The sequence below is a fragment of the Kitasatospora sp. NPDC048239 genome, assembly GCF_043202015.1.
In the GTDB taxonomy this organism is placed as follows: Bacteria; Actinomycetota; Actinomycetes; order Streptomycetales; family Streptomycetaceae; genus Kitasatospora.
This window is the reverse complement of the sequence record NZ_JBICZP010000011.1, coordinates 226262-248877: the sequence shown is the minus strand read 5'-3', so window position 1 is coordinate 248877 and position 22616 is coordinate 226262. Positions and strand designations below refer to the sequence as shown.

Annotated in this window: 15 protein-coding genes and 1 pseudogene; 15 read left to right on the top strand and 1 reads right to left on the bottom strand. The window is 75.4% G+C overall.

Annotated elements, in window-relative coordinates; all coding sequences use genetic code 11:
• Positions 1–178: 178 nt before the first annotated feature.
• The 3 genes from ACGFZP_RS27400 to ACGFZP_RS27390 all read left to right on the top strand — a co-directional run bounded on the left by ACGFZP_RS27400 (position 179) and on the right by ACGFZP_RS27390 (position 4004).
• On the top strand, positions 179–1315 hold the full coding sequence (locus ACGFZP_RS27400; RefSeq protein WP_392938045.1) for a sensor histidine kinase: 1137 nt from the start codon (positions 179–181) through the stop codon (positions 1313–1315).
• Positions 1312–2007 carry a response regulator gene (locus ACGFZP_RS27395; protein ID WP_392938042.1) on the top strand — a complete coding sequence of 232 codons (696 nt, stop codon included), beginning with the start codon at positions 1312–1314 and terminating at the stop codon, positions 2005–2007. The genes ACGFZP_RS27400 and ACGFZP_RS27395 overlap by 4 nt, the downstream gene beginning before the upstream one ends.
• Before the next feature lie 287 nt (positions 2008–2294).
• A complete protein-coding gene (locus tag ACGFZP_RS27390; protein ID WP_392938040.1) occupies positions 2295–4004 on the top strand; it encodes a DUF4157 domain-containing protein in 1710 nt (569 codons plus the stop codon).
• 294 nt (positions 4005–4298) lie between these two features.
• Here ACGFZP_RS27390 and ACGFZP_RS27385 read toward each other — a convergent pair whose 3' ends face one another.
• A complete protein-coding gene (locus ACGFZP_RS27385; protein WP_392938037.1) occupies positions 4299–5714 on the bottom strand; it encodes a hydrolytic protein in 1416 nt (471 codons plus the stop codon).
• A 149-nt stretch (positions 5715–5863) separates the two neighbouring features.
• On the opposite strand from ACGFZP_RS27385, the gene ACGFZP_RS27380 reads away from it, so the two are divergent.
• The 12 genes and pseudogenes from ACGFZP_RS27380 to ACGFZP_RS27325 all read left to right on the top strand — a co-directional run bounded on the left by ACGFZP_RS27380 (position 5864) and on the right by ACGFZP_RS27325 (position 22565).
• A complete protein-coding gene (locus ACGFZP_RS27380) occupies positions 5864–6709 on the top strand; it encodes a LuxR C-terminal-related transcriptional regulator (RefSeq protein ID WP_392938035.1) in 846 nt (281 codons plus the stop codon).
• Positions 6710–6852: 143 nt separating this feature from the next.
• Positions 6853–10134 carry a hypothetical protein gene (locus tag ACGFZP_RS27375; RefSeq protein WP_392938133.1) on the top strand — a complete coding sequence of 1094 codons (3282 nt, stop codon included), beginning with the start codon at positions 6853–6855 and terminating at the stop codon, positions 10132–10134.
• A complete protein-coding gene (locus ACGFZP_RS27370; protein ID WP_392938033.1) occupies positions 10131–10835 on the top strand; it encodes a DUF4255 domain-containing protein in 705 nt (234 codons plus the stop codon). Before ACGFZP_RS27375 ends, ACGFZP_RS27370 begins: the two co-directional genes overlap by 4 nt.
• The gene (locus ACGFZP_RS27365) at positions 10832–12973 is read left to right on the top strand and encodes an ATP-binding protein (protein WP_392938030.1); all 2142 of its coding nucleotides are present in this window, start codon (positions 10832–10834) and stop codon (positions 12971–12973) included. Before ACGFZP_RS27370 ends, ACGFZP_RS27365 begins: the two co-directional genes overlap by 4 nt.
• Before the next feature lie 257 nt (positions 12974–13230).
• Entirely contained in the window at positions 13231–14790 is a 1560-nt protein-coding gene (locus tag ACGFZP_RS27360; RefSeq protein WP_392938028.1) for a phage tail sheath family protein, read from the top strand.
• Positions 14791–14852: 62 nt separating this feature from the next.
• Positions 14853–15293 carry a phage tail protein gene (locus ACGFZP_RS27355; RefSeq protein ID WP_148648195.1) on the top strand — a complete coding sequence of 147 codons (441 nt, stop codon included), beginning with the start codon at positions 14853–14855 and terminating at the stop codon, positions 15291–15293.
• On the top strand, positions 15290–15781 hold the full coding sequence (locus tag ACGFZP_RS27350; RefSeq protein ID WP_392938025.1) for a hypothetical protein: 492 nt from the start codon (positions 15290–15292) through the stop codon (positions 15779–15781). The genes ACGFZP_RS27355 and ACGFZP_RS27350 overlap by 4 nt, the downstream gene beginning before the upstream one ends.
• Entirely contained in the window at positions 15778–15936 is a 159-nt protein-coding gene (locus ACGFZP_RS27345; protein WP_392938022.1) for a DUF6760 family protein, read from the top strand. The genes ACGFZP_RS27350 and ACGFZP_RS27345 overlap by 4 nt, the downstream gene beginning before the upstream one ends.
• 3127 nt (positions 15937–19063) lie before the next feature.
• Positions 19064–19348 carry a hypothetical protein gene (locus ACGFZP_RS27340; RefSeq protein WP_392938020.1) on the top strand — a complete coding sequence of 95 codons (285 nt, stop codon included), beginning with the start codon at positions 19064–19066 and terminating at the stop codon, positions 19346–19348.
• Between the two features lie 34 nt (positions 19349–19382).
• On the top strand, positions 19383–19808 hold the full coding sequence (locus ACGFZP_RS27335; protein ID WP_053645909.1) for a phage tail protein: 426 nt from the start codon (positions 19383–19385) through the stop codon (positions 19806–19808).
• Between the two features lie 88 nt (positions 19809–19896).
• A pseudogene (locus ACGFZP_RS27330) lies at positions 19897–20595 on the top strand (LysM peptidoglycan-binding domain-containing protein); the annotation flags it as partial.
• Between the two features lie 152 nt (positions 20596–20747).
• Positions 20748–22565, top strand: coding sequence for a VgrG-related protein (locus tag ACGFZP_RS27325; protein WP_392938019.1), 1818 nt, complete (start codon positions 20748–20750; stop codon positions 22563–22565).
• Positions 22566–22616: the final 51 nt, after the last annotated feature.

Sequence of the window (22616 nt, the reverse complement as noted above, 5' to 3'; positions counted from 1 at the left end):
GCTATCGTGCGAAGCGGCCACCGCCCGGCGGCCGGAGCGACCCACCGGAGCACCGATGAGCCGACCGCCCGATTCCCCGGCCCCGCCGCGCCCGCCCCTCCCGGGTTCACCTCTCCCGCGCCCGCCCCTCCCGCGCCCGCCTCTTCCGCACCGACCCTCTCCGCGGCCCGACGGAGCGGTGCGCCGCGCGGCCGCCGCCGTCCGGGCGGTACGACCCGGCGAGGGTGTCGTCGACGGCGTCCTGGCCGGGGCGTTCCTGGTGGTGATGACGGCGGAGCGGATCGGCACCGCCGAGCGGATCGACGGGCGGATGCCCGCCGCGCTACTGCTCACCGCCGTGATCGCGGGCGTGCTGACGCTGCGCCGGACGGCTCCGGTGGCCGCCTACCTGGCCGGTTCGGCGGCCCTCGCGGCGGAGGCGCAGTGGCTGGTGGCCGACCCGGTCTCGCCCTACGCCAACCTGATCGGCCTGTACTCGGTCGGTCTGTACGCCACCCGCGCCCGGGCCCGCTCCGGGCCCGTCCTGGTGCTGCTCGGCATGGCCGGGTACTTCGCGGACCGCACCGACGGTCTGCCGGAGATCCCCGGCGGGGTGCTGTTCCTCTGGCTGCTGGCCTGGGCGCTCGGCTATGCCACCGCCCGGCGCCAGGAGGAGCGCGCGCTCGCCCGCCGGGGCCTGCGCCACCAGGTCGCCGCCGACGAACGGGCCCGGATCGCACGGGAGTTGCACGACCTGGTGGGGCACTCGGTGAACGTCATGCTGGTCCAGGCCGGCGCGGCCCGCCGCACGCTGGACCGCGACCCGGGGCGGGCGAGGGAGCTGCTCACCGGGCTGGAGCAGACCGGCCGCGAGGCGCTGGACGAACTCGACCGGGTGCTCGGCCTGTTGCGGCGCGCCGCCGTATCCGACCCGGTCGAGGGCCCGGCGCCGAGCCTGCAGCCCGGCCTGGCGGACCTGCCCCGCCTGGCGGCCCGGCTGGCCCAGGCGGGCGTGGAGGTGACCGTCCGGCTCGACCGGTCCGTCGGGCGGATACCCGCCACCGTCGACCGCTCCGCCTACCGCATCGTCCAGGAGGCGCTGACCAACAGCGTCAAGCACGGCGGCGCCGCCACCGCCGAGGTCTCGGTCGACCGGTCCGGGGACGGGCTGGAGGTCGTGGTCCGCGACCACGGCCTCGGCCCGGCGGCCGGCTACACCCCCGGGCGGGGGCTGCTGGGCATCGCCGAGCGGGTCGCGGTACTCGGCGGCACCGTGCGCCACGGGGGAGGTGACGGGGGCGGGTTCCAGCTGCGCGCACTGCTCCCGCTGCGGTGACCGACACCGGCCGGACGAGGGTCCTGCTGGCCGACGACGACGCCATCCTGCGGGCCGGGGTCGCCCTCGTCCTCGGCACGGACGACGGCATCGAGGTGGTCGGCGAGGCCGCCGACGGCCTGCGCGCGGTGGAACTCGCCCGCACCCTGCGCCCGGACGTCCTGCTGATGGACGTCAGGATGCCCGGCATCGACGGGATCGAGGCGACCCGCCGGATCGTCGCCGCAGAACTCCCCACCCGGGTGCTGGTGTTGACGACATTCCACCATGACGAGTACGTCTGGGGCGCGGTCCGGGCGGGCGCCGCCGGGTTCCTGCTCAAGCGGGCCTCCCCCGAGCGGCTGATCGACGCCGTCCACACCCTCGCGGCCGGCCAGGCCCTGCTCGACCCGGCGGTCACCCGGGAACTGATGGAGCGGCTGGCCGCGACACCACCACCTACCGGAACGCCTATCGGACCGCCCGCCGGGCCGGTCGAGGACCACCGGCTGGCCCGCCTCACCGGGCGTGAGCGCGAAGTCCTGCGCCAGGCCGCCGAGGGCCGCTCCAACAGCGAGATCGCCGCGGAGCTGTTCCTGGCCGAATCCACCGTCAAGACCCATATCAAACGGGTCCTCGCCAAGATCGGCGCTCGCGACCGCGCCCAGGCCGTCGTGATCGCCTACCGCGCGGGGCTGATGACCGGCCCCTGAGCGTGCCGACGCAGGCCGTTGCTCCTGGCACGCGCCGTCGTGGTGGGTGCCAGGGCAGGGCCCCGCGGTGCAGGGCCGGGCAGGCGGCATGGACCCAGGGCTGCACTTTCGGGGAAGGGGGTGGCAGCCGCCCGGGTGTAGGGAGAAGGGGGTAAGGCAGCGGTAGACGACCGGGAGGGCCAGTGCGCGCAAGGGCGGACGATCACAGGGGGCACGGCGGCGAGCGGGCCGGCGGGGGTGACCGCAAGGGCCGGGAACCGCGGGTGGGCGGGCCCGTGGTGGGGTCGGTGTCCCCGGAGCAGGCCCGTGAGCTGCAGCGGAGCATCGGGAACGCGGCCGTGGCACGGATGGTGCAGGGCGAGCGGGGGGAGCAGGGTGCGGACCCCGTGCAGCGCTCCAGCGTGCACCAGGTGCTGCGGGGGGCCGGGCGGCCGCTCGAAGGACCGGTGCGCGAGGAGATGGAGGGGAGGCTCGGCGCGGACTTCTCCGACGTGCGGGTGCACACCGGGCGGGCGGCCCAGCGGTCGGCCGCCGAGATCGGGGCACGGGCCTACACGTCCGGCAGCGATGTCGTGATCGGGCACGGGGGAGGGGACAGGCACACCCTCGCGCACGAGCTGACCCATGTGATCCAGCAGCGGAAGGGGGCCGTCGCCGGTACCGACCGGGGGGACGGGCTGCGGGTCAGCGATCCCGGTGACGCGTTCGAGCGCGCGGCCGAGGCCAACGCGCGGCGGGTGATGGCGCGCCCGGCCGACCGGCCGGGGCCGGCCCAGCCGGCCCAGCACGGCGGGGCGGCCGGGACCGCGGGCGCGGCCGGGGCGGCCGTGCAGCGGAAGCTGGGGTTCGAGACGGAGGTCGACATGCCCGTCGAGACCGCCGGGGGCGAGGTGTACGCGGGCGACACCGACCTGGCCCAGAGCACCACGGCCGACTTCAAGGTCGTCTCCGACAAGCGGCAGCTGCGCGGCGGCGCCGAGTACTCGAACGTGGAGTTCGTGACCGGGGCGGTCGCGGTGGTCGGCTCCGGGAGCGAGTCCGGGCCGGCGGCCCTTGAACGACTGGTCGACGAGATCCGGACGGTGCGCGAGGCGTTCTACCAGGCGGCCGACAAGGCTCCCCTGGCGGGCATGGGCCTGGACCTGGAGATCCTGCCCGCGGGGCGCGGGGCCCGGGTCGCCCCGGGTCTCGACTTCCCGGACTACGCCGGCGCCCAGGGCATGGGCGACGGGCTGTTCGTGCACTACTCGGTCGGTGTGCCGCTGGCCGGGATGCCGATGTTCTTCGACCACCTCCGGGGCGCCGCTCCCGACGTCGCGGGGGCGCCGAACCGCCGTGCCCGGTTCCGCCTCTCCCAGTCGAGGGAGTTCGCCGCGCAGATCGTGGAGCTGTACCAACAGGGTCAGGGCCAGCCGCGCAAGCGCAAGCGGCAGGAGGAGGACGCCCTGGACGGCTACAGCCAGCTGTTCTTCATGCAGGTCGCGGCCATGGCCGACTACCTCGCGCAGGAGCAGGACAGCGGCCAGATCAAGAACCTGACGGCCGTGCTGTCCCGGTCCAAGCTCACGGACGTCCGCGACCTCCTCGACCCCGCGTACCAGGACTTCCTGAAGGACAACAGCGGGACGATCGTCGACCTGCTCTCGGACTTCCAGGAGGATCCCGGAGACGGGAGCGGGAAGCTGGACTTCCGCGACAACGCCACCCGGCAGATCGACGGCCCCGAGGTGTCCCTCCTCGCGTTCGCCGAGTCGACGCTGAAGGGCGTTCCCCAGGTGCCCCAGCAGAGCGTGTTCGGCGGTATGAACCAGATCGACCCGCACGAGGAGGAGGGCGCCATGATGGTCCCCTTCGAGATCCGGACGATGGGCTCCCTGATGAAGACCTGGGACCAGCTCAAGGCCGAACTGCGCGACCTCGCGCAGTGGGCCGAGGAGGCGTACCAGCACGACCGGGCGCTGGCCGGCGACTCGGCCCGCCGGCGCACCGGGGACTGACCTGAGACTCGGCCCGACGGCGCACCGGGGACTGACCGCGCCGGGGACCGACGGCACCGGCGGCCGACCGCGCCTGCGGCGGCCGCCGGGGAGGGGCTGGATCCAGCCGTATTTGAGTGGTCGTCAGATTGTGGGCCGAGTGAGGTGTTCGAGGCCGTTTCGGCTCAATGATGAGAATGTACAGTCACAGGAGGGGCGCCTCTGCGCCATCCCCGGGGTCGGTTTTCGGACGGGATGGCGCGGGCTCCCCTTTGCTCAGCGGGCGACCTGACAGACGATGCCTGTGGCGCCTGTTCACCTGAGGCTGCTCAGCACGCCGCTCACGTTGAGGACCTCGTGGCACTCCTGCGCCTGAACGCCGGTGGCCGGGGTGCCCGGCTTCGCGCAGGTCACCTGGACCGTCACGGTCTGGTTCTCAGTGATCCTGATGGGGGTGACCCAGTGGTAGTCCTGGTTGCGGAACGTCTCCAGCGCGATCGTCGTGACCTTGCGATCGCCGAAGTTGATCGTCACGACGCCCTCGTCGCCCTGGAAGTTGGCGACGACGATGTCCGTGATCCCGAACGTCCGGTCCGCGGGGACGGTGTAGGTGCCGGTCTTGCTCTGCCCGCCGGCGGTCGTCATGTCGATGGTGGCCGAACTCTGCTGCCCGCCGCCCAGGCCGGTCCCGGTGTCGCCGCCCGTGCCGGTGCCCGTTCCCGTACCGGTTCCGCTGCCGGTGGCGCCCGCCCCGGGCGGGGTGCTCCTGGCTCCGGCTCCCGGCTGCCCGGGGTTGACCGCCGAGGTCTGGCCGAGCGCCTCCGCGGTGGGCGACGGCTGCTTCTGGACCGCCTGGTCGGCGGCCTCCCGGGCCGTGCTGCGCACGGCGGGGCGCACCAGCAGGAACCAGGCCAGCAGCAGTGCGAGGAGCGCCGCCAGGGCGGCGAGCAGCCAGGTGGGGAAGACCGGTATCTGGACGAACTCGGCCTCCGGCCGCGGCAGGTCCCGGTCGTCCCCACCGGCGTCGCCGGGCCCGGAGACGGGCTTGGTGCCGGGCTTGGCAGCGGGCTTGGCACCGGGCTTGGCGCCTGCTCCGGCTTCGGCGGCGGTCTCCGCCACGGTGACGGTGAACGGCCAGGTCGCCGGCTTCCCGAACCACACCGGCTTCCCGGTGCGGACCCGCAGCGCCACCTCCGCCGACTCGCCCGGCTCCAGCCTCCGCTGCGCGGGGCGGAAGTCGAACCTCAGCTCCTCGCCGGGCTGGGCCGGGGTGAATCCCACCTGGACCGGGCGGTTGCCCTCGTTGCGGACGGCGAGGCGGTAACGCCCCCGCAGCCAGCCGCGGCGGCGTTTGGGAGCGCTCTCGGCCCGCAGCTCCCGGAACCCCTCGACGTGCACGGTGGTCTCGGGGACCCGGACCGCCTCGGGGTGCTCGGTGGGCAGTACCCGGACGGCCAGCGGCACCTCGCCCGCCCGCACCTGCGGCGAGCGCGGGGGCGCCAGGCGGATCGTCACCGTTTCCGAGGTGCCGGGGTAGAGGGAGACGCGATCCGGTTCGACCGTGGTCCAGGCGGCGCAGTCACCGACGACTTCCAGGCGGTACGCCTCGACGATGTCGCCGTCGTTGCGAACGGTCAGGGTGGTGGACGCGGTACCGCCCGGCGTCACCGTCACCGACGGGATGTCGAGGCCGGGCGCGCCGGGGCTGGGAGTGGCTGCTGGGGTCGTCACGCCGCGACGCTACGCCGCCGCCCCGCCCGCCTCCACGGACGCGGGGGCAAGGCCCCGGGCAGCCGCGATGCCCCCGCGGACGCCTCCCAACTCCCTTGGCCAGCAACTTTGTTGACTTTCGACCCTGCGGTACTTACCTCATACGCATCATGGAACAGGTACACCTCATGCTCCACACCGACCTCAAAGGCACCATCCACCCGTCCGGCCCCGGCACCCGGCGGCCGACCGTCCCGGTCCAGGCCCAGGCCCATTCCCGGGTCCATCCCCAGGCCCAGTCGCCGGCTCACTCCCCGGCCCAGTTCCCGGATCCGGCTCCGGCTTCGGCCCAGGCCCGGCCCCCGCACGACCCGGTACCCGGCAGCCCCGTCCGCAGGGTCACCGTGGCCGTGTACGCCTCCGACCCGGTCCTGCACGTCGGGATAGTCCAGCAGCTGCGCCAGCGGCCCGAGATCGAGCTGGTCGACGACGCCGACGCGCACGACGCGCGGGTCTCGCTCGTCGCCGTGGACAGCGTGGACGACGAGACGGCCGCCCTGCTGTACCGGCTGCGCCACAACTCCGCCACCCGCACCGGGCTCGTGGTCGGCACCTTCGACTCGGGGGACGCCCTGCAGCGCGCCATCGAATGCGGGGTCACCGCGGTGCTGCGGCGCGCCGAGGCCGACCAGGACCGGCTGCTGCGACTGGTCCTGGCGATGGCGAACGGCGAGGGCGTGCTGCCCGGCGACCTGCTCGCGAAGCTCCTCGACCACGTCGGCAGCCTGCAGCGCTCGGCACTCGACCCGCACGCCGTCTCCCTGTCCACCCTGACCCCGCGCGAGGCCGACATGCTGCGCCTGGTGTCGGAGGGCCTGGACACCGCGGAGATCGCGCGCAACACCTCGTACTCCGAACGGACCGTCAAGAACGTCCTGCACGAGGTCATCACCCGGCTCCAACTGCGCAACCGCTCGCACGCCGTCGGCTACGCGCTGCGCAACGGTCTGATCTGACCGCCGCGGGGCACCGGCTGCCCGAAAGCGCAGCCGGTGCTTCCCCCCGGCGCGGCCCTGGGGCCCTGCCGGTCCGCGCGGGCGGGGCGGCAGGGTGGCGCCGTCGGACGTGGAAGCTGGACCGGACTGTGAGGTGGACCGTGATGGGCGGCGCGGGTGACTCCGGCAGTCGGCGACACCGCTGGGGGAGGGCCGGTGCGTCACTGCTGCTGCTGGCCCCCCTGTTCGCGGTGACGGCGGCCGCCGGCCCGGGCGACACCGAGGCCAGGGCCCCGGCGGCCGATGCCGGGGACAGCCGGATCGCGTACGCCGGCACCCGCCACCGGAGCCTCGGCCGGGTGGCGACCGGCACGTCGAGCACCCCGCTGTTCGGCGAGGGCCCGGCGCACTTCGACGCCGGGCCCGCCGCCCTGGGCGACCGGCTGGTCTTCGCGAGCCGCCGCGACGAGCAGGCCCCGCAGGTCTACCTGCGCGCCGCCGACGGCTCGGTGCGCCGCCTGACCAGCGGTCTGGACGCGGCGAACCCGCGGCTGACCCCGGACGGCAGGTCGGTCGTCTTCGACGCGGCGCAGCCCGCCGGGGCCGGTGGCACCCAGCGCGACCTGTGGCTGGTGCGCACCGACGGCACCGGCCTCACCCGGCTGACCGACACCCCCGCGAACGAGGAGCACCCCACGGTCTCGCCCGACGGCGCGCGGCTGGCGTACTCCTCCGACGCCGACCCGGCCGCCGGCCGGCAGGTCTACGTACGGCCGCTGCGGGGCGGCGCCGCCACCCGCGTCTCCGACCCCGCCGACGGCACGGGCACCGAGCCGGTGTGGAACCCGGTGGACGAGGCGGCGACGCGGGACCGGATCGCGTACACCGCCACCGGACCGGCCGGACCCCGGCTGCGGTGGACCGACGGGCGCACCGCAGGGCCGCTGCTGGCGGGCCCACGGGCGGACTGGCGCACGCACGGGGCAGCCTGGCTGCCCGACGGGAACGACCTGCTCTTCCTCAGCCCCGACCGGACGTGTTCCTGCGAGGGCGACTGGGACCACGTCTTCCGGGTGAGGGCGCTCTCGGCGGACGAACCGCAGGTGGTGCTCAGCGAGGACCGCGAGGTCGGACCGGCCACCTGGCTCGGTCCGCTCCAGGGCGGCGGGGCGGTGGTCGAGCGCACCACCGCGGCCGGGCCGCACGAGGTGACCCTCCAGGACGTCCGGCCGGACGGCTCCGACCCCCGTGACCTCGGCCGGACCGTCCTCAAGGAGGACCCGGCGGCCGACACCGAGACGGATCCGACCAAGGACCCGCTGTTCCGGCCCGCCGCCGGCTCCGACCCGTGGACCGAGCGGCAGACCTACACGCCCGACGGGCGCCGGATCGTGGTGACCCGCTTCGAGGATGCCCCGACGGACACCCCGAAGGAGACGCCGAAGGACACGCCGAAGGCGCGGATCGAACGGATCTGGATCGCGGACGCCGACGGCACCGACCCGGTGCCGCTGCCGCTGGCGGGGCGCGGCCCCAGGGACTGGGACACCGACCCGACCTTCTCCCCGGACGGCCGCTACCTGGCCTTCACCCGGACCTCTCCCGGCGGCGTCGGCGGTGACGCCGGCCCCGGGCGGATCCTGATCGCGGACGCCGCCACCGGCGCGATCCGCAGCGAGATCGTCCCGCCCGCGGGGCAGGCCCGGGGCGGCGACGCCCAGCCCACCTGGTCCTCCGACGGCACCACCCTGGCCTTCACCCGCAACCAGATGATCAACGACCGGGGCGGCAACAAGCACGTGTGGACCGTGCCCGTGGACCACCTGGACCGGCAGCGCGACCTGAGCGCCACCGTCTGCCCCGGCGCCTGCGAGGTCATCGACGACAGCCCGGCGTTCTCCCCGGACGGCGCCACCATCGCCTTCAACCGCAAGAACGGCGCCGGCCGGACCGACGAGCGCAACGGCATCCTGCTCGCCGCCGTGCGGGGCGGCGGCTGCCGGGTACTGCTGCCCGACGCGGCCCGCGACCGGCCGGGGGCCTGCCGCCGGGAGCTGCCCGACACCACGGCCACCGGCCCGTTCCAGCCCCGCGACGCCGCCTGGACGTCCGACGGCAGGGCTCTGGTGATCAGCTCCCGGGCCGCCCTGCCCGCCAACAGCCCGGAGAAGCTCTCCCTGGTGAACGTGGCCTCCGGCGCCCGCACCTGGCTCACCGGCGGTCTGCCGGGCCGCCAGAAGGAACCGGGCGTCCAGCAGTCCGTGGACCTCGCGGTCCAGGCGCCCGGCACCGCCGCACCACTCACCGTGGGCGACTCCGCGACCGTCCGGGTGGACGTCGTCAACCACGGCCCGGCGGCCTCGCCCGGGACGAGGCTGACCGTCGCGCCCCCGCTCGGGGTGGCCGTCACGGGCCTCGCCGCGCCCGGTGCCACCTGTGACGCGGCGGCGCTGGTCTGCGCCCTCGGCGTGCTGCGTCCGGGCACCACCGTGCCGGTGACGGTCACCCTCACCGGGGTCGCGCCCGGTGACCAGCCGCTGGACTGGTCGGTCACCGGTGCCGTCCTGGACCCCCGGCCCAGCGACAACACCGGGCGGACCGTGGTGCCGGTGAGGCCGGCGCCCGAACCGCCGACGCCGACGCCCACGCCGACGGCAACGCCCACGCCCACCCCGACGCCCACCCTGCCGTCGGCCCCTCCGTCGACTCCTCCGGCGACCTTGACCCCGCCCGCGAGCCCGACACCCGCCCCCGTGCCGCCGCCGGCCCCGACACCGCCCCCGCTGCCGCCCGAGCCACCGGCCGGCCCCGGACTGAGCCTCACGGCGCAGCCGAACCCCGGCTACGTGGGCGGTCGCGTGGTCGTCACGTACACCGTGAGCAACGGCCGCAACGGACTGGCCACCGGTCTGCGGCTACGCGTCGGCCTGCCCGAGGGCGTACCCCACGGCGGACCGCCGCCGGGCTGCGACCAGAGCTGGGTGTGCGCGCTGCCCGACCTGGCCCCGGGCGCCCGGACGGTCGTCCAGGTCGTCCTCAGCCCCGACAAGGCCCTCACCGGCCAGGTGACCGGCACCCTCACCACCACCGGCACGGACGCCGACCCCGGCGACAACGAGGCCGGCCGGCAGCTGCGGATCCTCCAGCCGCGCATCGTCGCCGTCCCGCCGATCGGCAAGCCCGGCTTCGTCACCTCGGTGCGCGGTGAGGACTTCCCGCCCGGCGCGCCGGTTCGGTTCAGCTGGCAGCCGGGCATCACGGCCGCGGCGGCGCCGACCGTCCCCGGGCCGGACGGCCGGTTCACCGGCCAGCTGCTGATCCTCGCCAAGGACCAGACCGGGCCTCGCGTCATCACCGCGAGCGGCCCCGGCTTCTCCCCGGTGCAGACCGGGTTCCTGGTGGTCGGCGGCACGATCCAGCCGCCCAACGAGGTGATCCGCCGATGATCCACGAAGTCGACGAGGGGCTGCGCCGGCTGCTCGCGGAGTCCGGCCTGGAGGCGTCGGGCGTCGAGGTGGTGTTCGACGCGCCGACGCGCGACTGGGCGGCCCGCCGCAGCGCGCCGACGGTGTGCGTGTTCCTGTACGACGTCCGCGAGGACCACACCCGGCGCGCCAGCGGCGCGGGCGAGGTGTACGACGCGGACGGCTTCCTCGCCGCGCGCCGCGCCCCGGCCCGCTGGTTCGAGCTGACGTACCTCGTCACCGCCTGGGCGAGCCGGCCGCAGGACGAGCACCGGCTGCTCTCCCAGGTGCTGACGTGCCTGGTGTCCACCGACGCGCTGGCCCCGCACCTGCTCACCGGCTCGCTCGCCGAGCTCGGCCTCATCGTGGGCCTGGACGGCGGCGGCACCGGGCTCGACGCGCCCGCCGCCTCCGACGTGTGGTCGGCGCTGGGCGGCGAGCTGAAGCCCTCGCTCGGGCTGCGGGTGCGGGCACCGCTGGCCGGGGCCACCACGGCCGTCGCCCCGCCGGTCACCGAGGGGCTCGTCGTGCGCGCCGCGGCCCGGACCGGACCGGAGGAGCCGCAGTCGGCGCGCCGCCTGCGCTACGCGGAGGTGGGGGAGCCCGGTCCGGAGGGCTTCGGCGGCTCCCGGGAGCGGGGGCGGGCCCCCGCGCGCCGCCGACGCGGGGATCGGCAGCCGTGACGCGGACCGTGGAACCCCCGGCCGGGACGACGGCCCCGGCCCCGACCCCGTACCTGTGGACGCGGCTGCGGGTCGTCGAGGAGCGGGTGCGCACCGCCGTGGCGCTCCGGCGCGCCGTCGACCCCGATCCGGACGATCCGTACCGCGGCCAGTACCTCACGCCCGAGGCGGTCGACCGCCTCCTGGACGAGGGGCACCGGCCCGCCCTGCCCGCCCCGGGCGCCCTGCTCGCGCCCGACGCTCCGCCGCCCGGCTCGCCGCTGGCGGTGCTGGCCGCCCGCTTCGCCCTGACGCCCCTGGACCTGGACCTGCTGCTGGTCGCGCTGGCCCCGGACCTGGACGCCCGCTTCGAGCGGTTCTACGGCTACCTCAACGACGACCTGTCGCGCCGCCGGCCCACCGTCGGGCTCGCCCTCGACCTGTGCGGGCACCGCGGGCTCGGGGCGGCCCGGTTCCGGCTGGCTCCCTCCGCGCCGCTCGTCGCGGGCGGTCTGCTGGAGGTCGCCGAGCCCGAACGGCCGCCCCTGTCCCGGGTGCTGGCCGTCCCGGACCGGGTCACCGCGCACCTGCTGGGCGAGGAGTCGCCCGACCCGCTGCTGACCGGCGTGCTCGGCAGCCCGACCGGTGATCCGGCGGTCGACCCGGCCGAGCTGCGCCGGGCCGCCGCCGCGGCCGGTACCGGTACCGGCCATGTCCACCTGCGCAGCCGCGGCGGCGATCCCGAGGGGCTGGCCGTCGCCGCGCTGCACGCGGGCGGGCTGCGACCGCTGGGCCTGGACGCGGCGGCGCTGTCCCAGGACCCCCGCGCCGTGCCCGGCCTCGCCCGGGCCGTCGCCCGCGAGGCCCGGCTGCTGGGCGCGGGCGTCCTGCTGGGGCCGCTGGAGGAGCTGCCCGACCGGCCCGAGGAGCGGGCCCGCGTCCTGCGCACGCTGTGCGGCGTCCTGCGGGGCATCCCCTTCCTCACCTACGGGACCAGCGGCTGGGAGCCCGCCTGGGCGGCCGACACCCCCGTCACCCTGACGGTGGCGGCCCCCGCCCCCGACCGGCACGTCGCGCGCTGGCGGCACGCCCTGGAGCGGGCCGGCGAGGAGCACGGCACGGGGGCCGGCGGGTCTCACGGCGCGGCTGGGGGAATGGGGGAGGGCGGGGCCGACGCGCTCGCCCGGTCCGTCTCCGCGCACCGCCTGGACGCCGGGCAGCTGCGGCGCGCCGCCGGGACGGCGGTGCGCACGGCCGCACTCGACGGCCGCCCGGTCTCCCCCGACGACCTGCGGGCCGCCGTCCGGGCCCAGAACGGCGCGGGGCTCGCCCGCCTCTCCCGCCGGGTCGAGCCCGCGGTCGGCTGGGACGACCTGGTGCTCCCCGCCCCCACCCACCGCAGCCTGCGGGAGCTCGCGGTCCGTGCCCGCCACCGCGAGCAGGTGCTCGGGCAGTGGGGCATGCGGCCCGGCGGCGGGCGCGGGCGCGGGGTGATCGCGCTGTTCGCGGGTTCGTCCGGTACCGGCAAGACGATGTCGGCCGAGGTGGTGGCGGCGGACCTGGGCATGGACCTGTACGTGGTGGACCTCTCCACGGTGGTCGACAAGTACGTCGGCGAGACCGAGAAGAACCTGGAGCGGATCTTCACCGAGGCCTCGGCCGTCAACGCGGTGCTGCTGTTCGACGAGGCGGACGCGATCTTCGGCAAGCGCTCGGAGGTCAAGGACGCCCACGACCGGCACGCCAACATGGAGTCCGCGTACCTGCTCCAGCGGATGGAGTCCTTCGACGGCATCGCCGTCCTGACCACCAACCTGCGGGCCAACCTGGACGAGGCGTTCACCCGCCGCCTGGACGTGATCGCGGACTTCCCGGTGCCCGACGCGGCCCAGCGCCTCGCCCTGTGGGACCGCTGCCTGGGCGACCGGGTGCCCCGGGCCGAGGGCCTCGACCTCGGCTTCTGCGCGGACCGGTTCGAACTGGCCGGCGGCTCCATCCGGGCCTGCGCGGTGACCGCCGCGTACCTCGCCGCCGAGTCGGGCGGACCGCTGACGATGGCCCAGGTGGTGACGGCGGTCGCGCAGGAGTACCGCAAGCTCGGCCGGCTGGTGCTGGAGGGCGAGTTCGGCCCGTACGTGGCCCAGGTCACGCGGGCCTGACCGGGGGGCGGCCGACGGGTCGGCGCGGCGGCCGGGGAGGGCAGCGCGGTTGCCCCCGGGCTGGCACCCGCGTCCCTCCCACCGGCGGCGGCCGCCGGAAAGGCTGGGGGCGGGACGCGACGGTGCACGACCGAGTCCGTGGACCGCCGTCCGACGTCCGCGGCACCGGGCCGGTCCGCAGCGCCGGGCCGACGCCCGCGGAAGACCGCCGAAGACCACTGAAGTCCGCCGAAGACCAGTGACACGAAGGAGCGAGCATGCCGACGTACCTCACCCCGGGTGTCTACGTGGAGGAGGTGCAGTCCGGTGCTCGCCCGATCGAGGGGGTCGGCACCGCAGTCGCCGCGTTCGTCGGGTTCGCCCACAGCGGCCCGTTCCACGAGCCGACGCTCGTCACCAGCTGGGACCAGTACTCCCGGAGCTTCGGCGGGTTCACCGAGGGCGCCTACCTGCCGCACGCGGTCTACGGGTACTTCGCCAACGGCGGCGGCGCCGCGTACGTCGTCCGGGTCGGCGGCTCCGACCGGGACGGCTCCGCGCCGGCCGCCGCCGCGGGCACCGGGCAGCGCGCGGCGGAGCCCGTCGAGCTCGGCGGGTTCCTGCTCGCGGCCCGGCCCGGCGTCACCGGCGTGTCGGTGGAGATCGCCGACCCGGACGGCGAGAACCCGCCCGAGGACCGGTTCAAACTGCTGGTCCGCCGCGACGGCCCGGTGGCCGAGACGTACGAGGTGTCCGCCCGCAGGAACGTCAAGGGCTACCTCGTCACCCAGGCCCGCAGCTCGGCACTGATCGAGGTCACCGAGCAGCGCGGCGCCACTCAGAGCCGGCCCGCGAGCCAGACCGTGGCGCTGCCCGACGCCCCGGCCGCGGTGCCCGCTCCGGCCGCCGGCCGGGGCCCGGTGGCCCGGCTCGACCCGGCCGAGTACGTCGGCGACGCGGCGGCCCGTACCGGGCTCGCCGGCCTGGAGACCATCGACGAGATCACCATGGTCGCGGTGCCCGACCTGATGGGCGCCCACCAGCGCGGTGACATCGACGCCGAGGGTGTGCGCACCGTCCAGCTCGCGGTGATCTCGCACTGCGAGCAGATGGGCGACCGGGTCGCCGTCCTGGACGCCCCGCCCGGCCTCTCCGCCCAGCAGGTGCGGACCTGGCGCAACGACGAGGCGGGCTACGACTCCCGCTACGCCGCCCTCTACTACCCGTGGATCCGGGTCTTCGACCCCGCCGCCGGGCGCAACACGACCGTCCCGCCGAGCGGTCACATCGCCGGCGTGTGGGCGCGCAGCGACGCCGAGCGCGGCGTGCACAAGGCCCCCGCCAACGAGGTGATCCGCGGTGCGGTCGACCTGGAGCTGCGGCTGAGCAAGGGCGAGCAGGACCTGCTCAACCCGATCGGGGTGAACTGCGTCCGGGCCTTCCCCGGCCGGGGCATCCGGATCTGGGGCGCCCGCACCCTCTCCTCCGATCCGGCCTGGCGCTACCTGAACGTGCGCCGCCTCTTCAACTACCTGGAGGAGTCCATCCTCCTGGGCACCCAGTGGGTGGTCTTCGAGCCGAACGACGACCGGCTCTGGTCGAGCATCCGGCGCAACGTCACCGCGTTCCTCACCGAGGAGTGGCGAAACGGCGCGCTGTTCGGCCGGACGGCCGCGGAGGCGTTCTACGTCAAGTGCGACCGGGACAACAACCCGCAGGAGTCGATCGACCAGGGCCGGGTGATCTGTGAGATCGGCGTGGCACCGGTCAAGCCGGCCGAGTTCGTGGTGTTCCGGCTGGCGCAGTTCTCCGACAGCACCAGCCTCGTCGACGAGTGACCTGCGGGTCCGCCAAGCCCGGGACGACCGGGACGAGCAACAAGGAAAGGTGACAGACAGTCATGGCAGAGGGCGATGCTCTTTCCACCCACATCTTCGGCGTACAGCTCGGTGGCTACCTGGTCGAGTCGATCCAGGAGATCAGCGGCCTGACCGTCGAGGAGGAGGTGGTCGAGGTCCGTCAGGTCAGCAAGGACGGCAAGCAGATCATCCGCAAGCAGCCCGGCGCCCGCCAGGCCGGCGAGGTCACGATCACCCGGGGACTCGACAAGAGCAGCGAGTTCACCAAGTGGATCAAGGAGACCCTTAACAACGGGGCCGTCGACACCGCCCGGCAGAACCTCACCATCGAGATCAAGGACTCCACGGGCGAGACCGTCCGCCGCATCCAGCTGATGAACGGATGGGCCTCCAAGTGGGAGGGGCCCTCGCTCAAGGCCGGCGAGTCCGCCGCGGCCACCGAGTCCGTGACCATCGTGTTCGAGGAGATCATCGTCGAATGAGGCGACGAACGGTGACGGCGGGCAACCTGGAGGAGATCCTCCAGGCCACGGCGCCCGCCACGGCCCCGGCACCGGCGGCCCCCTCCGCCGCCGCTCCGGCGCCGCGGGAGGAGCACGCGCTGCGCACCGAGTTCGAGTTCGAACTCCCGCGCGGGTACGTGGACGAGGCGGGCACCCTGCACCGGCACGGCTCGATGCGCCTGGCCACCGCCCGCGACGAGCTGCGGCCCCAGATCGACCTGCGGGTCAAGGAGAACCCGGCGTACCTGAGCGTGGTGCTGCTCAGCCAGGTCATCACCCGGCTCGGCACCGTCACCGACGTGCACGCCGGGGTCGTGGAGCGGATGTACGCGACGGACGTCGCGTTCCTCCAGGACTTCTACCGGCGCGTCAACAGCGAGGGCCACACCCGCGCGGCGGTCACCTGCCCGCACTGCGAGGGCGGCTTCGAGGTCGACCTCTCCGGTGGGCGCCTGGGGGAATCGTGACGTACGCGCTCCCCCGGCTCAGGGAGGAGATCGCGTACGTCGCCTACCACTTCCACTGGCGGCGCGACGAGATCCTCGACCTGACCCATGACGAACGCCGGCAGTGGGTCGCCGAGATCGCTCGGATCAACTCGCGGATGAACGAAGGTGGTTGAGTAGATGGCCTGGCGGGACAGGGTGCGCCGGCGCGCCGCCGTGCCGGGCGCGGGCGCGGCTGCGGGTGCGGGTGCGGGTCCGAGTCCGGATGCGGGTGCGGAGGGTGCGGTCCAGGAGGCCGTCGCCGTCCGGGGTACGGGCGTGCCCGCGGACTGGGACGGCGGCTGGCGTCGTACCGCGCCGCCCCTTCTCACCGTCGCCCGCGCGCCGATGGGCGTCAGTGACGGGCTCGCCTTCCGGGACGGGCTGGCCGCCTGGCGCGATCCGTCCTTCGACACCGGTCTCGCCCACGCCCTGCTGCCGACCGCCCCGGCCGGCCTTCTGCGCGGCGTCGCCCGCCCCGCCGTCGGACCCTCCACCCACAGTGGCGGCGGACCGCTGCTGCTGAGGGCGCTGCATCCGGCCGCTACGGACGCCGTGCCGGAGGTGGAAGCGCCGCCCGCACTCGGTGCGCAGGCTGCGCGGCCGCTGCGGCGGGGTGCGGGTGCGGGTACGTCGGGCGCGCGTGCGGGTGCGGGTGCGGGTGCGGGTGCGTCGGGTGCCGGTACCGGTGCTGGTGCCGGTGGTTCGGTGAAGGGCGCTCCCGTGTCCGCGCAGGCCGCGCCTGCGGTCGGGGCGAGCGCTGGCCGGGGTGGCTCCGACCCCTTGCCGTCGGCCTCCGGCGTAGAACGCTCGCGGGCCTCCGACGCGGGGAAGGGCCCGGACCGGTCCGGCGGTGGGCGGAACGCCCCGGCGGGTGGTGCACCCGGTACCGGTGGCCGTACGCCCGCTCCCGTTGCGGCCGTGCTCGGTGCCGACGGCTCCCATGCCGTCCAGCGGGCCGCCGTTTCCCCGGTCGGTGCCGGGGTCGGTGCCGGTGCCGACCGTGCGCCGGTGCCTGCACGGCTCCCGCTGGTCCGCCGGATCGCGGTGATCCCCGGCGCCCCGGCAGCCCAGACGGCCCCGGCCACTCCGCCCGTGCAGCGGGCCGCAACCGAAGCCGGGTCAGTCCCGGCCGCCACCCGTCGCGGGCCGGACCGGGAGGCCACCGCCAAGGGCGCCCGTACCGGTCACCCGGCGGACGGCGCTCCGGAAGGCCGCACCGAATCCGCGCGCGCCGTGGTGCGGGCGCGCCCTGTCGGCCGGTCGCTGACCGTCGCCCGGGTGCCCGCCACGGCCAGGCGCCGGGTGTCCGTCGTACCTCCCGCCGTCCCCGCGGCGCACATCGGTCGCCCGTCGCCCGACGCACCCGTGCAGCGGGCGGCCGACCATGCACCGCTCGGCACCCCGCCGACCCGGGTCCCGGCGCCCACCGCGCCCTCGGGAGTGGCCGACACCGCTCCCGTACCGGCCATGCCCGTCGTCCAGCGGCAGGCGGAGGCCGTTCCCGACCAGCCCGACACACCCGCACCGCACGCCGCGGATCGTCCGCCGCTGGGCGATGCGCCTGTACAGCGCGCGGGTGAACTCCGTTCCACCCTTGCGCCCTTGGGGTCGGCTTCCGTTCCCGCGCCGGTGATGCCCCTGGTCGAGAGCCCGACCGGCGCGCCTGTACAGCGCGCGGCCGATCGCCCGAATCCGGGCGACTCCTCATCGGAACTGCCTTCCCCCGCCGAGATTCTGGGATCCACTTCCGCTCCCGTGCAGCGTGCGGCTCTCGGTGCGTTGACGGTCGAACTCCCGGTCCCTGCTGCGCCTTCGGGAGTGGACGGCTCCGCTGCCGCGTCGGCCCTGCCCGTGGTTCAGCTGCTGGGGGAGGCCGAGTCCGACGCGTCTGTGCAGCGGGTGGCCGATCGTGCGGCTCTCGGTGCGTTGAAGGTTGAACTCCCCGTCCCTGCTGCGCCTTCAGGGGTGGACGGCTCCGCTGCCGCGTCGGCCCTGCCCGTGGTTCAGCGGCTGGGGGAGGCCGAGTCCGACGCGTCTGTGCAGCGGGTGGCCGATCGTCCGGCTCTCGGTGCGTCGACGGTCGAACTCCCCGTCCCTGCTGCGCCTTCAGGGGTGGACGGCTCCGCGCTCGCGCCGGCCCTGCCCGTGGTTCAGCGGCTGGGGGAGGCCGAGTCCGACGCGTCTGTGCAGCGGGTGGCCGATCGTCCGGCTCTCGGTGCGTCGACGGTCGAACTCCCCGTCCCTGCTGCGCCTTCAGGGGTGGATGCCTCCGCGCCCGCGCCGGCCCTGCCCGTGGTCCAGCGCCAGGCGGAGACCGGAACCGAGGCACCCGCACCGCCCGCCGCGGATCGCCCGCCGCTGGGTGGCGCACCCGTGCAGCGCGCGGCCGGCCGTCCGGCGTTGGGTGCACCGCTGGCCGAACTCCCGTTCACTGCACAGTCTTTGGGTGTCCGCGTGGCCGGTCACGTGCGGGCCGGCGAACCCCCCGCCGCGGCCGCGCCCTCGGCGCGGGCCCTGCCCATCGTGCAGCGGCAGGCGGAGGCCCCGGCTGCCGAGGATGGCCCGGGGCGGGTCACGGGGCGTCCGCGCGCCGGGTTGGGGGCGCCGCTGCCCGCGATGCCGCCGACCGCCACGCGCCCTGCCGCGCCGCCCGCCGTCCAGCGCATGCCCGTGCCGGGAGCTGGAAAGCGCCCGGCCCCCGCGCCCCGGCGCGGTGGTCCTACCGGTGTCCCCGCACCTGCAAGTCCCGCGCCCGCAAGGGCCCGGACGAGCGGGCCCGTCCCGCTCGTCCTCGCCGGTCGGGCCGGGGGACCGGACCATGCGCCGACCGCTGCGCACCGCAGCGTCCAGCTTCTCGCGGCGCGGCCGCTGACCCTCGAAAGCGGCCGCGACATGGGGAGCGCGGCGGCCCCCGTCGTCGCCGCCCGCGCCGCCGGCCGTCCCGTGGTCGCGGCACGCTGGACGGCCTCGCCCGCCGCCGGACCGCAGGACGTCCAGCGAGCCCCCGGCCCGCACGGCCCGCACCCGGTGTCCGCTTCCGGACCCCTGCGCGGGTCCCAACCCCTGCGCACGTCAGGACCGTTGCCCGTGACCGCCCCGCACGCGCCACCGCTGGTGGTGCAGCCGTCCCCGGCCGAGCCCGCGGCACGGCCCGTACCCGTGGTGCCGCTGGTGCGGGCCAGGACGCCGGACCCCGGCGGCACTCCGGGCGTCCCCCCGGTGACGCCCCCGACCCTGCCCCCGCCTCCGTCTCCGCCTCCCGTGCAACGCGACACCGGCGGCACCCGGGGCACCGGCAGTACCCGCGGCACCGTCGGGACGAGCACCGCCGCCACCGCCCCGGGCACCGCCACCGCCCCGGCCCGACAGGCCACCGCCTCCGGCAACCGATCCGGCGGAAGTCCGCGCGACGCCGTACCGCAGGGCGGCGACCTCGACCTGGACGACCTGGCACGCCGGCTGCTCGACCCGGTCGCCCGCCTGCTGCGCACCGAGTTGCGGCGCGGTCGGGAACGCGCGGGCAGGCCCTTCGACGGGCGCCGCTGAGCACCCGCACGAACGAGAAACGGACGACGGACCGATGACGGACAACATCTTCGCGACCAGCGTGTTCTTCCGGCTGGCGATCGGCGGCAACGACCTGGGCGCCTTCCACACCTGCTCCGGCATGGGTGCCGAGGTCGAGATGGAGAGCTACGCCGAGGGCGGCAACAACGGCTTCACCTGGCAGCTCCCGGGCCGCGTGACCTGGTCGAACATCACCCTGACCCGGCCGGTCACCGCCGACACGGCGAAGATCGGCCGCTGGCTGGACGAGACGCTGCGGCGGGTCGAGCCGAAGGACGGCGAGATCGTGGCCCTGCGGCCCGACCTGAGCCGGATCATCAGCTGGCAGGTCTTCGGGATCGTCCCGGTCCGCTGGCAGGGTCCGTCCTTCGACCCCGCCAACTCCGCGGCCGCGGTGGAGACCCTGGAGATCGCCCACGCGGGCCTGGTCCCCGCCTGACCATCCGCCGGCCACCCCGCCCGGCCACCCCGCCCGACCACCGCCCACAGACCACCCGTCCCGCCCCGCTCCGGAAGGAAGCCACGCCATGGCCTCATCGGCACGCGCCAGCCGCGCCAGGGCCCAGCTCACCCTGAAGGAGCCCCCGGCTTCGGTCGGGGCCAAGCCCGGCGGGACGATCGCCCGGCTCGACCTCCAGTTCAACCCCTCGACCCTGCAACTGGGCAAGACCACCGAGTGGCGGCGCTCCCCGTCCCGGATGGCGGGGCAGTCGGCGCTGCCCGAGTTCGTGGGCAGCGGCCCGCGCACCCTGAGCCTGGAGGTCTTCCTGGACGCCACCGCCACCCACGACGACTCGGTGGAGCAGGCGGTGGAGAAGCTGATGAAGGCGTGCGTGCCGACCCCGGCCAGCCTCGGCCGCAAGAAGCCGGCCAGCCCCTGGGTGCGCTTCGAGTGGGGCAGCGCGCGGACCACCTCGTTCGACGGGGTGCTGTCGAACCTGTCGGTCTCGTACACGCTCTTCGACGTGGACGGGACGCCGCTGCGGGCGACCTGCTCGCTGTCCATCGAGGAGGCGAGCGTCGACCCGCCCGGCCAGAACCCGACGTCCGGCGCGCGCACCGCCCGCAGCACGCACACCCTGGTGGCGGGCGACAGCCTGGCGATGCTGGCCTGGCGTGAGTACGGCGACGCGACGGCCTGGCGGGTCATCGCGGAGGCGAACGGCATCGACGACCCGATGGCGCTTGCCCCCGGCACCGAGCTGGTGGTGCCGGGCCTGCGGGACGACGGGTACGCCCGGGAGGCCGGCAACCGCGCCGGCGACGGACACGGACCCGGCAACGGCGCCGGCGAAGGCACCGGCCACGGCTACGGCTACGGCCACGGCTACGGCGACGGCCACGACGGCTACGACAACGGCAACGGCGAGGGGGACCGGTGAGCGGGTTCGATTCCGGGGGCAGGTCGTTCGCGGCCGACCCGATCGTGGAGGCGCCCGGCGAACTGCCGCAGATCTGGGCGGCGCAGCTGGTGAGCTGTGTGGTCGACGAGAACGTGGGCCTGCCGGACACCGCCGTGCTCACCTACCGCGACCCCGACCACGAGTTCCTGCGCGCCACCGGCATCACCATCGGCTCCCCGCTGCGGGTGTCGGTGACGACCGCGAAGGGGCAGGCCCGGGAGCGGCTGTTCAGCGGGGAGGTCACGGCCCTGGAGATCGACCGGGACGGCACCGGTTCGTTCACCGTCGTCCGCGCCTACTCCAGGGCCCACCGCCTGCAGCGCGGCCGCAAGGTCGTCGCGTACCGGAACATGACGGCCGCGGCCATCGTCCGCAAGGTGGCCGCGGGCGCGGGCCTGGCCGTCGGGAGGGTGGAGGCCGCGCCGGTGACGTACCGGCAGCTGTCCCAGGCGAACGTCTCCGACTGGGACTTCCTGCAGTTCCTCGCGGGCGAGAGCGGCGCGCAGGTGCGCGTCGACGACAAGGGGCTGCTCCAGTTCACCCGGCCCGCGAAGGCGTCCGCGGCGCCCGCCCCGTCGACGTCGGCCATGACCGATCCGATGGTCCTGGAGTACGGGCGCAACCTGCTGGCGCTGCGGGCCGCGCTGTCGGCGGCCGACGGCGCCTCGAAGGTGCAGGTGCGCGGCTGGGACGTCTCCACGAAGCGGCCGTTGGTCGCCGAGCAGCCGTCCGTGGTCAGCGACACCGTGGTGCCGGGCCTCGCCCCCGGGTCCGCCGCCCGGTTCGGCGCGTCGGCCGTGGCAGTCACCGACACCCCCTACCGGACGCAGGCGGAGACGACGGCGGCCGCCCGTGCGGCGGCGGCCCAGGTCAGCGCCGGATTCGGCGAGTTGGAGGCGGTGGCCGAGGGAAATCCGCTGCTGCGGGCGGGCAGGCCGGTGGCGCTGGGCAACGTCGGCCAGGCGTTCTCCGGCCGGTACACCGCGACGGCCGTGCAGCACGTACTGGAGCCGCACGGCGGCTACCGCACCACGGTGTGGGTCAGCGCCAGCCCGGACCGCTCGCTGGCCGGTCTGGTGACCGGGGCCAACGCCCCGGGGCGCGGTCCGCGCATCCCCGGTCTGGCGATCGGCGTGGTGACGGACGTCCGCGAGCCGAACGGCTCCGAACGCGGCGCGGTGCGCCTGACGTTCCCCTGGCTGGACGACACCTACACCACCGACTGGGTGCGCACCGTCCAGTGGGGCGGCAAGGGCGGCGGCGGTGTGGTGAGCCCCGAGGTCAACGACGAGGTGCTGGTCGGGTTCGAGCAGGGCCTGCTGGACAGCCCGTACGTGATCGGCGGGCTCTACAACGGGGTGGACCAGCCCTCGCCGCACGACGTGCCGCTGATCGACGCGACCAGCGGCAAGGTCAACCGCCGTTCGGTGGTATCGCGTTCGGGCCACCGGGTGGAGCTGCTGGACGCACCGGCACCGGGCCCCTCCGGGCTGCGGCTGGTGACCGGGGACGAGCGGATGGAGGTCCGGCTGGACGACCGCCGGGACCGGATCGAGCTCACCGTGTACGCGGGGCGGAACCGTCCGCTGACCTCCGTCCTGCTGGACCGGGACGGCATCACGCTCGACGCCCGGCAGGGCACCGTGAAGGTGACCGGCCGGCAGGTGGACATCGACGGCACGGCCGGGGTCAGCATCGGCGGCCGGTCGGTGCGGGTGGCCGGGACGGCGGACGTCTCCGTCGACGGCGGCCTGCTCGCCGTCCTCAAGGCCCGCCTCATCCGGATCAACTGACGCATCGTCACCCAACCGTGGCCGCAAGGCCGTTCACCCCAGGCCGTTCGC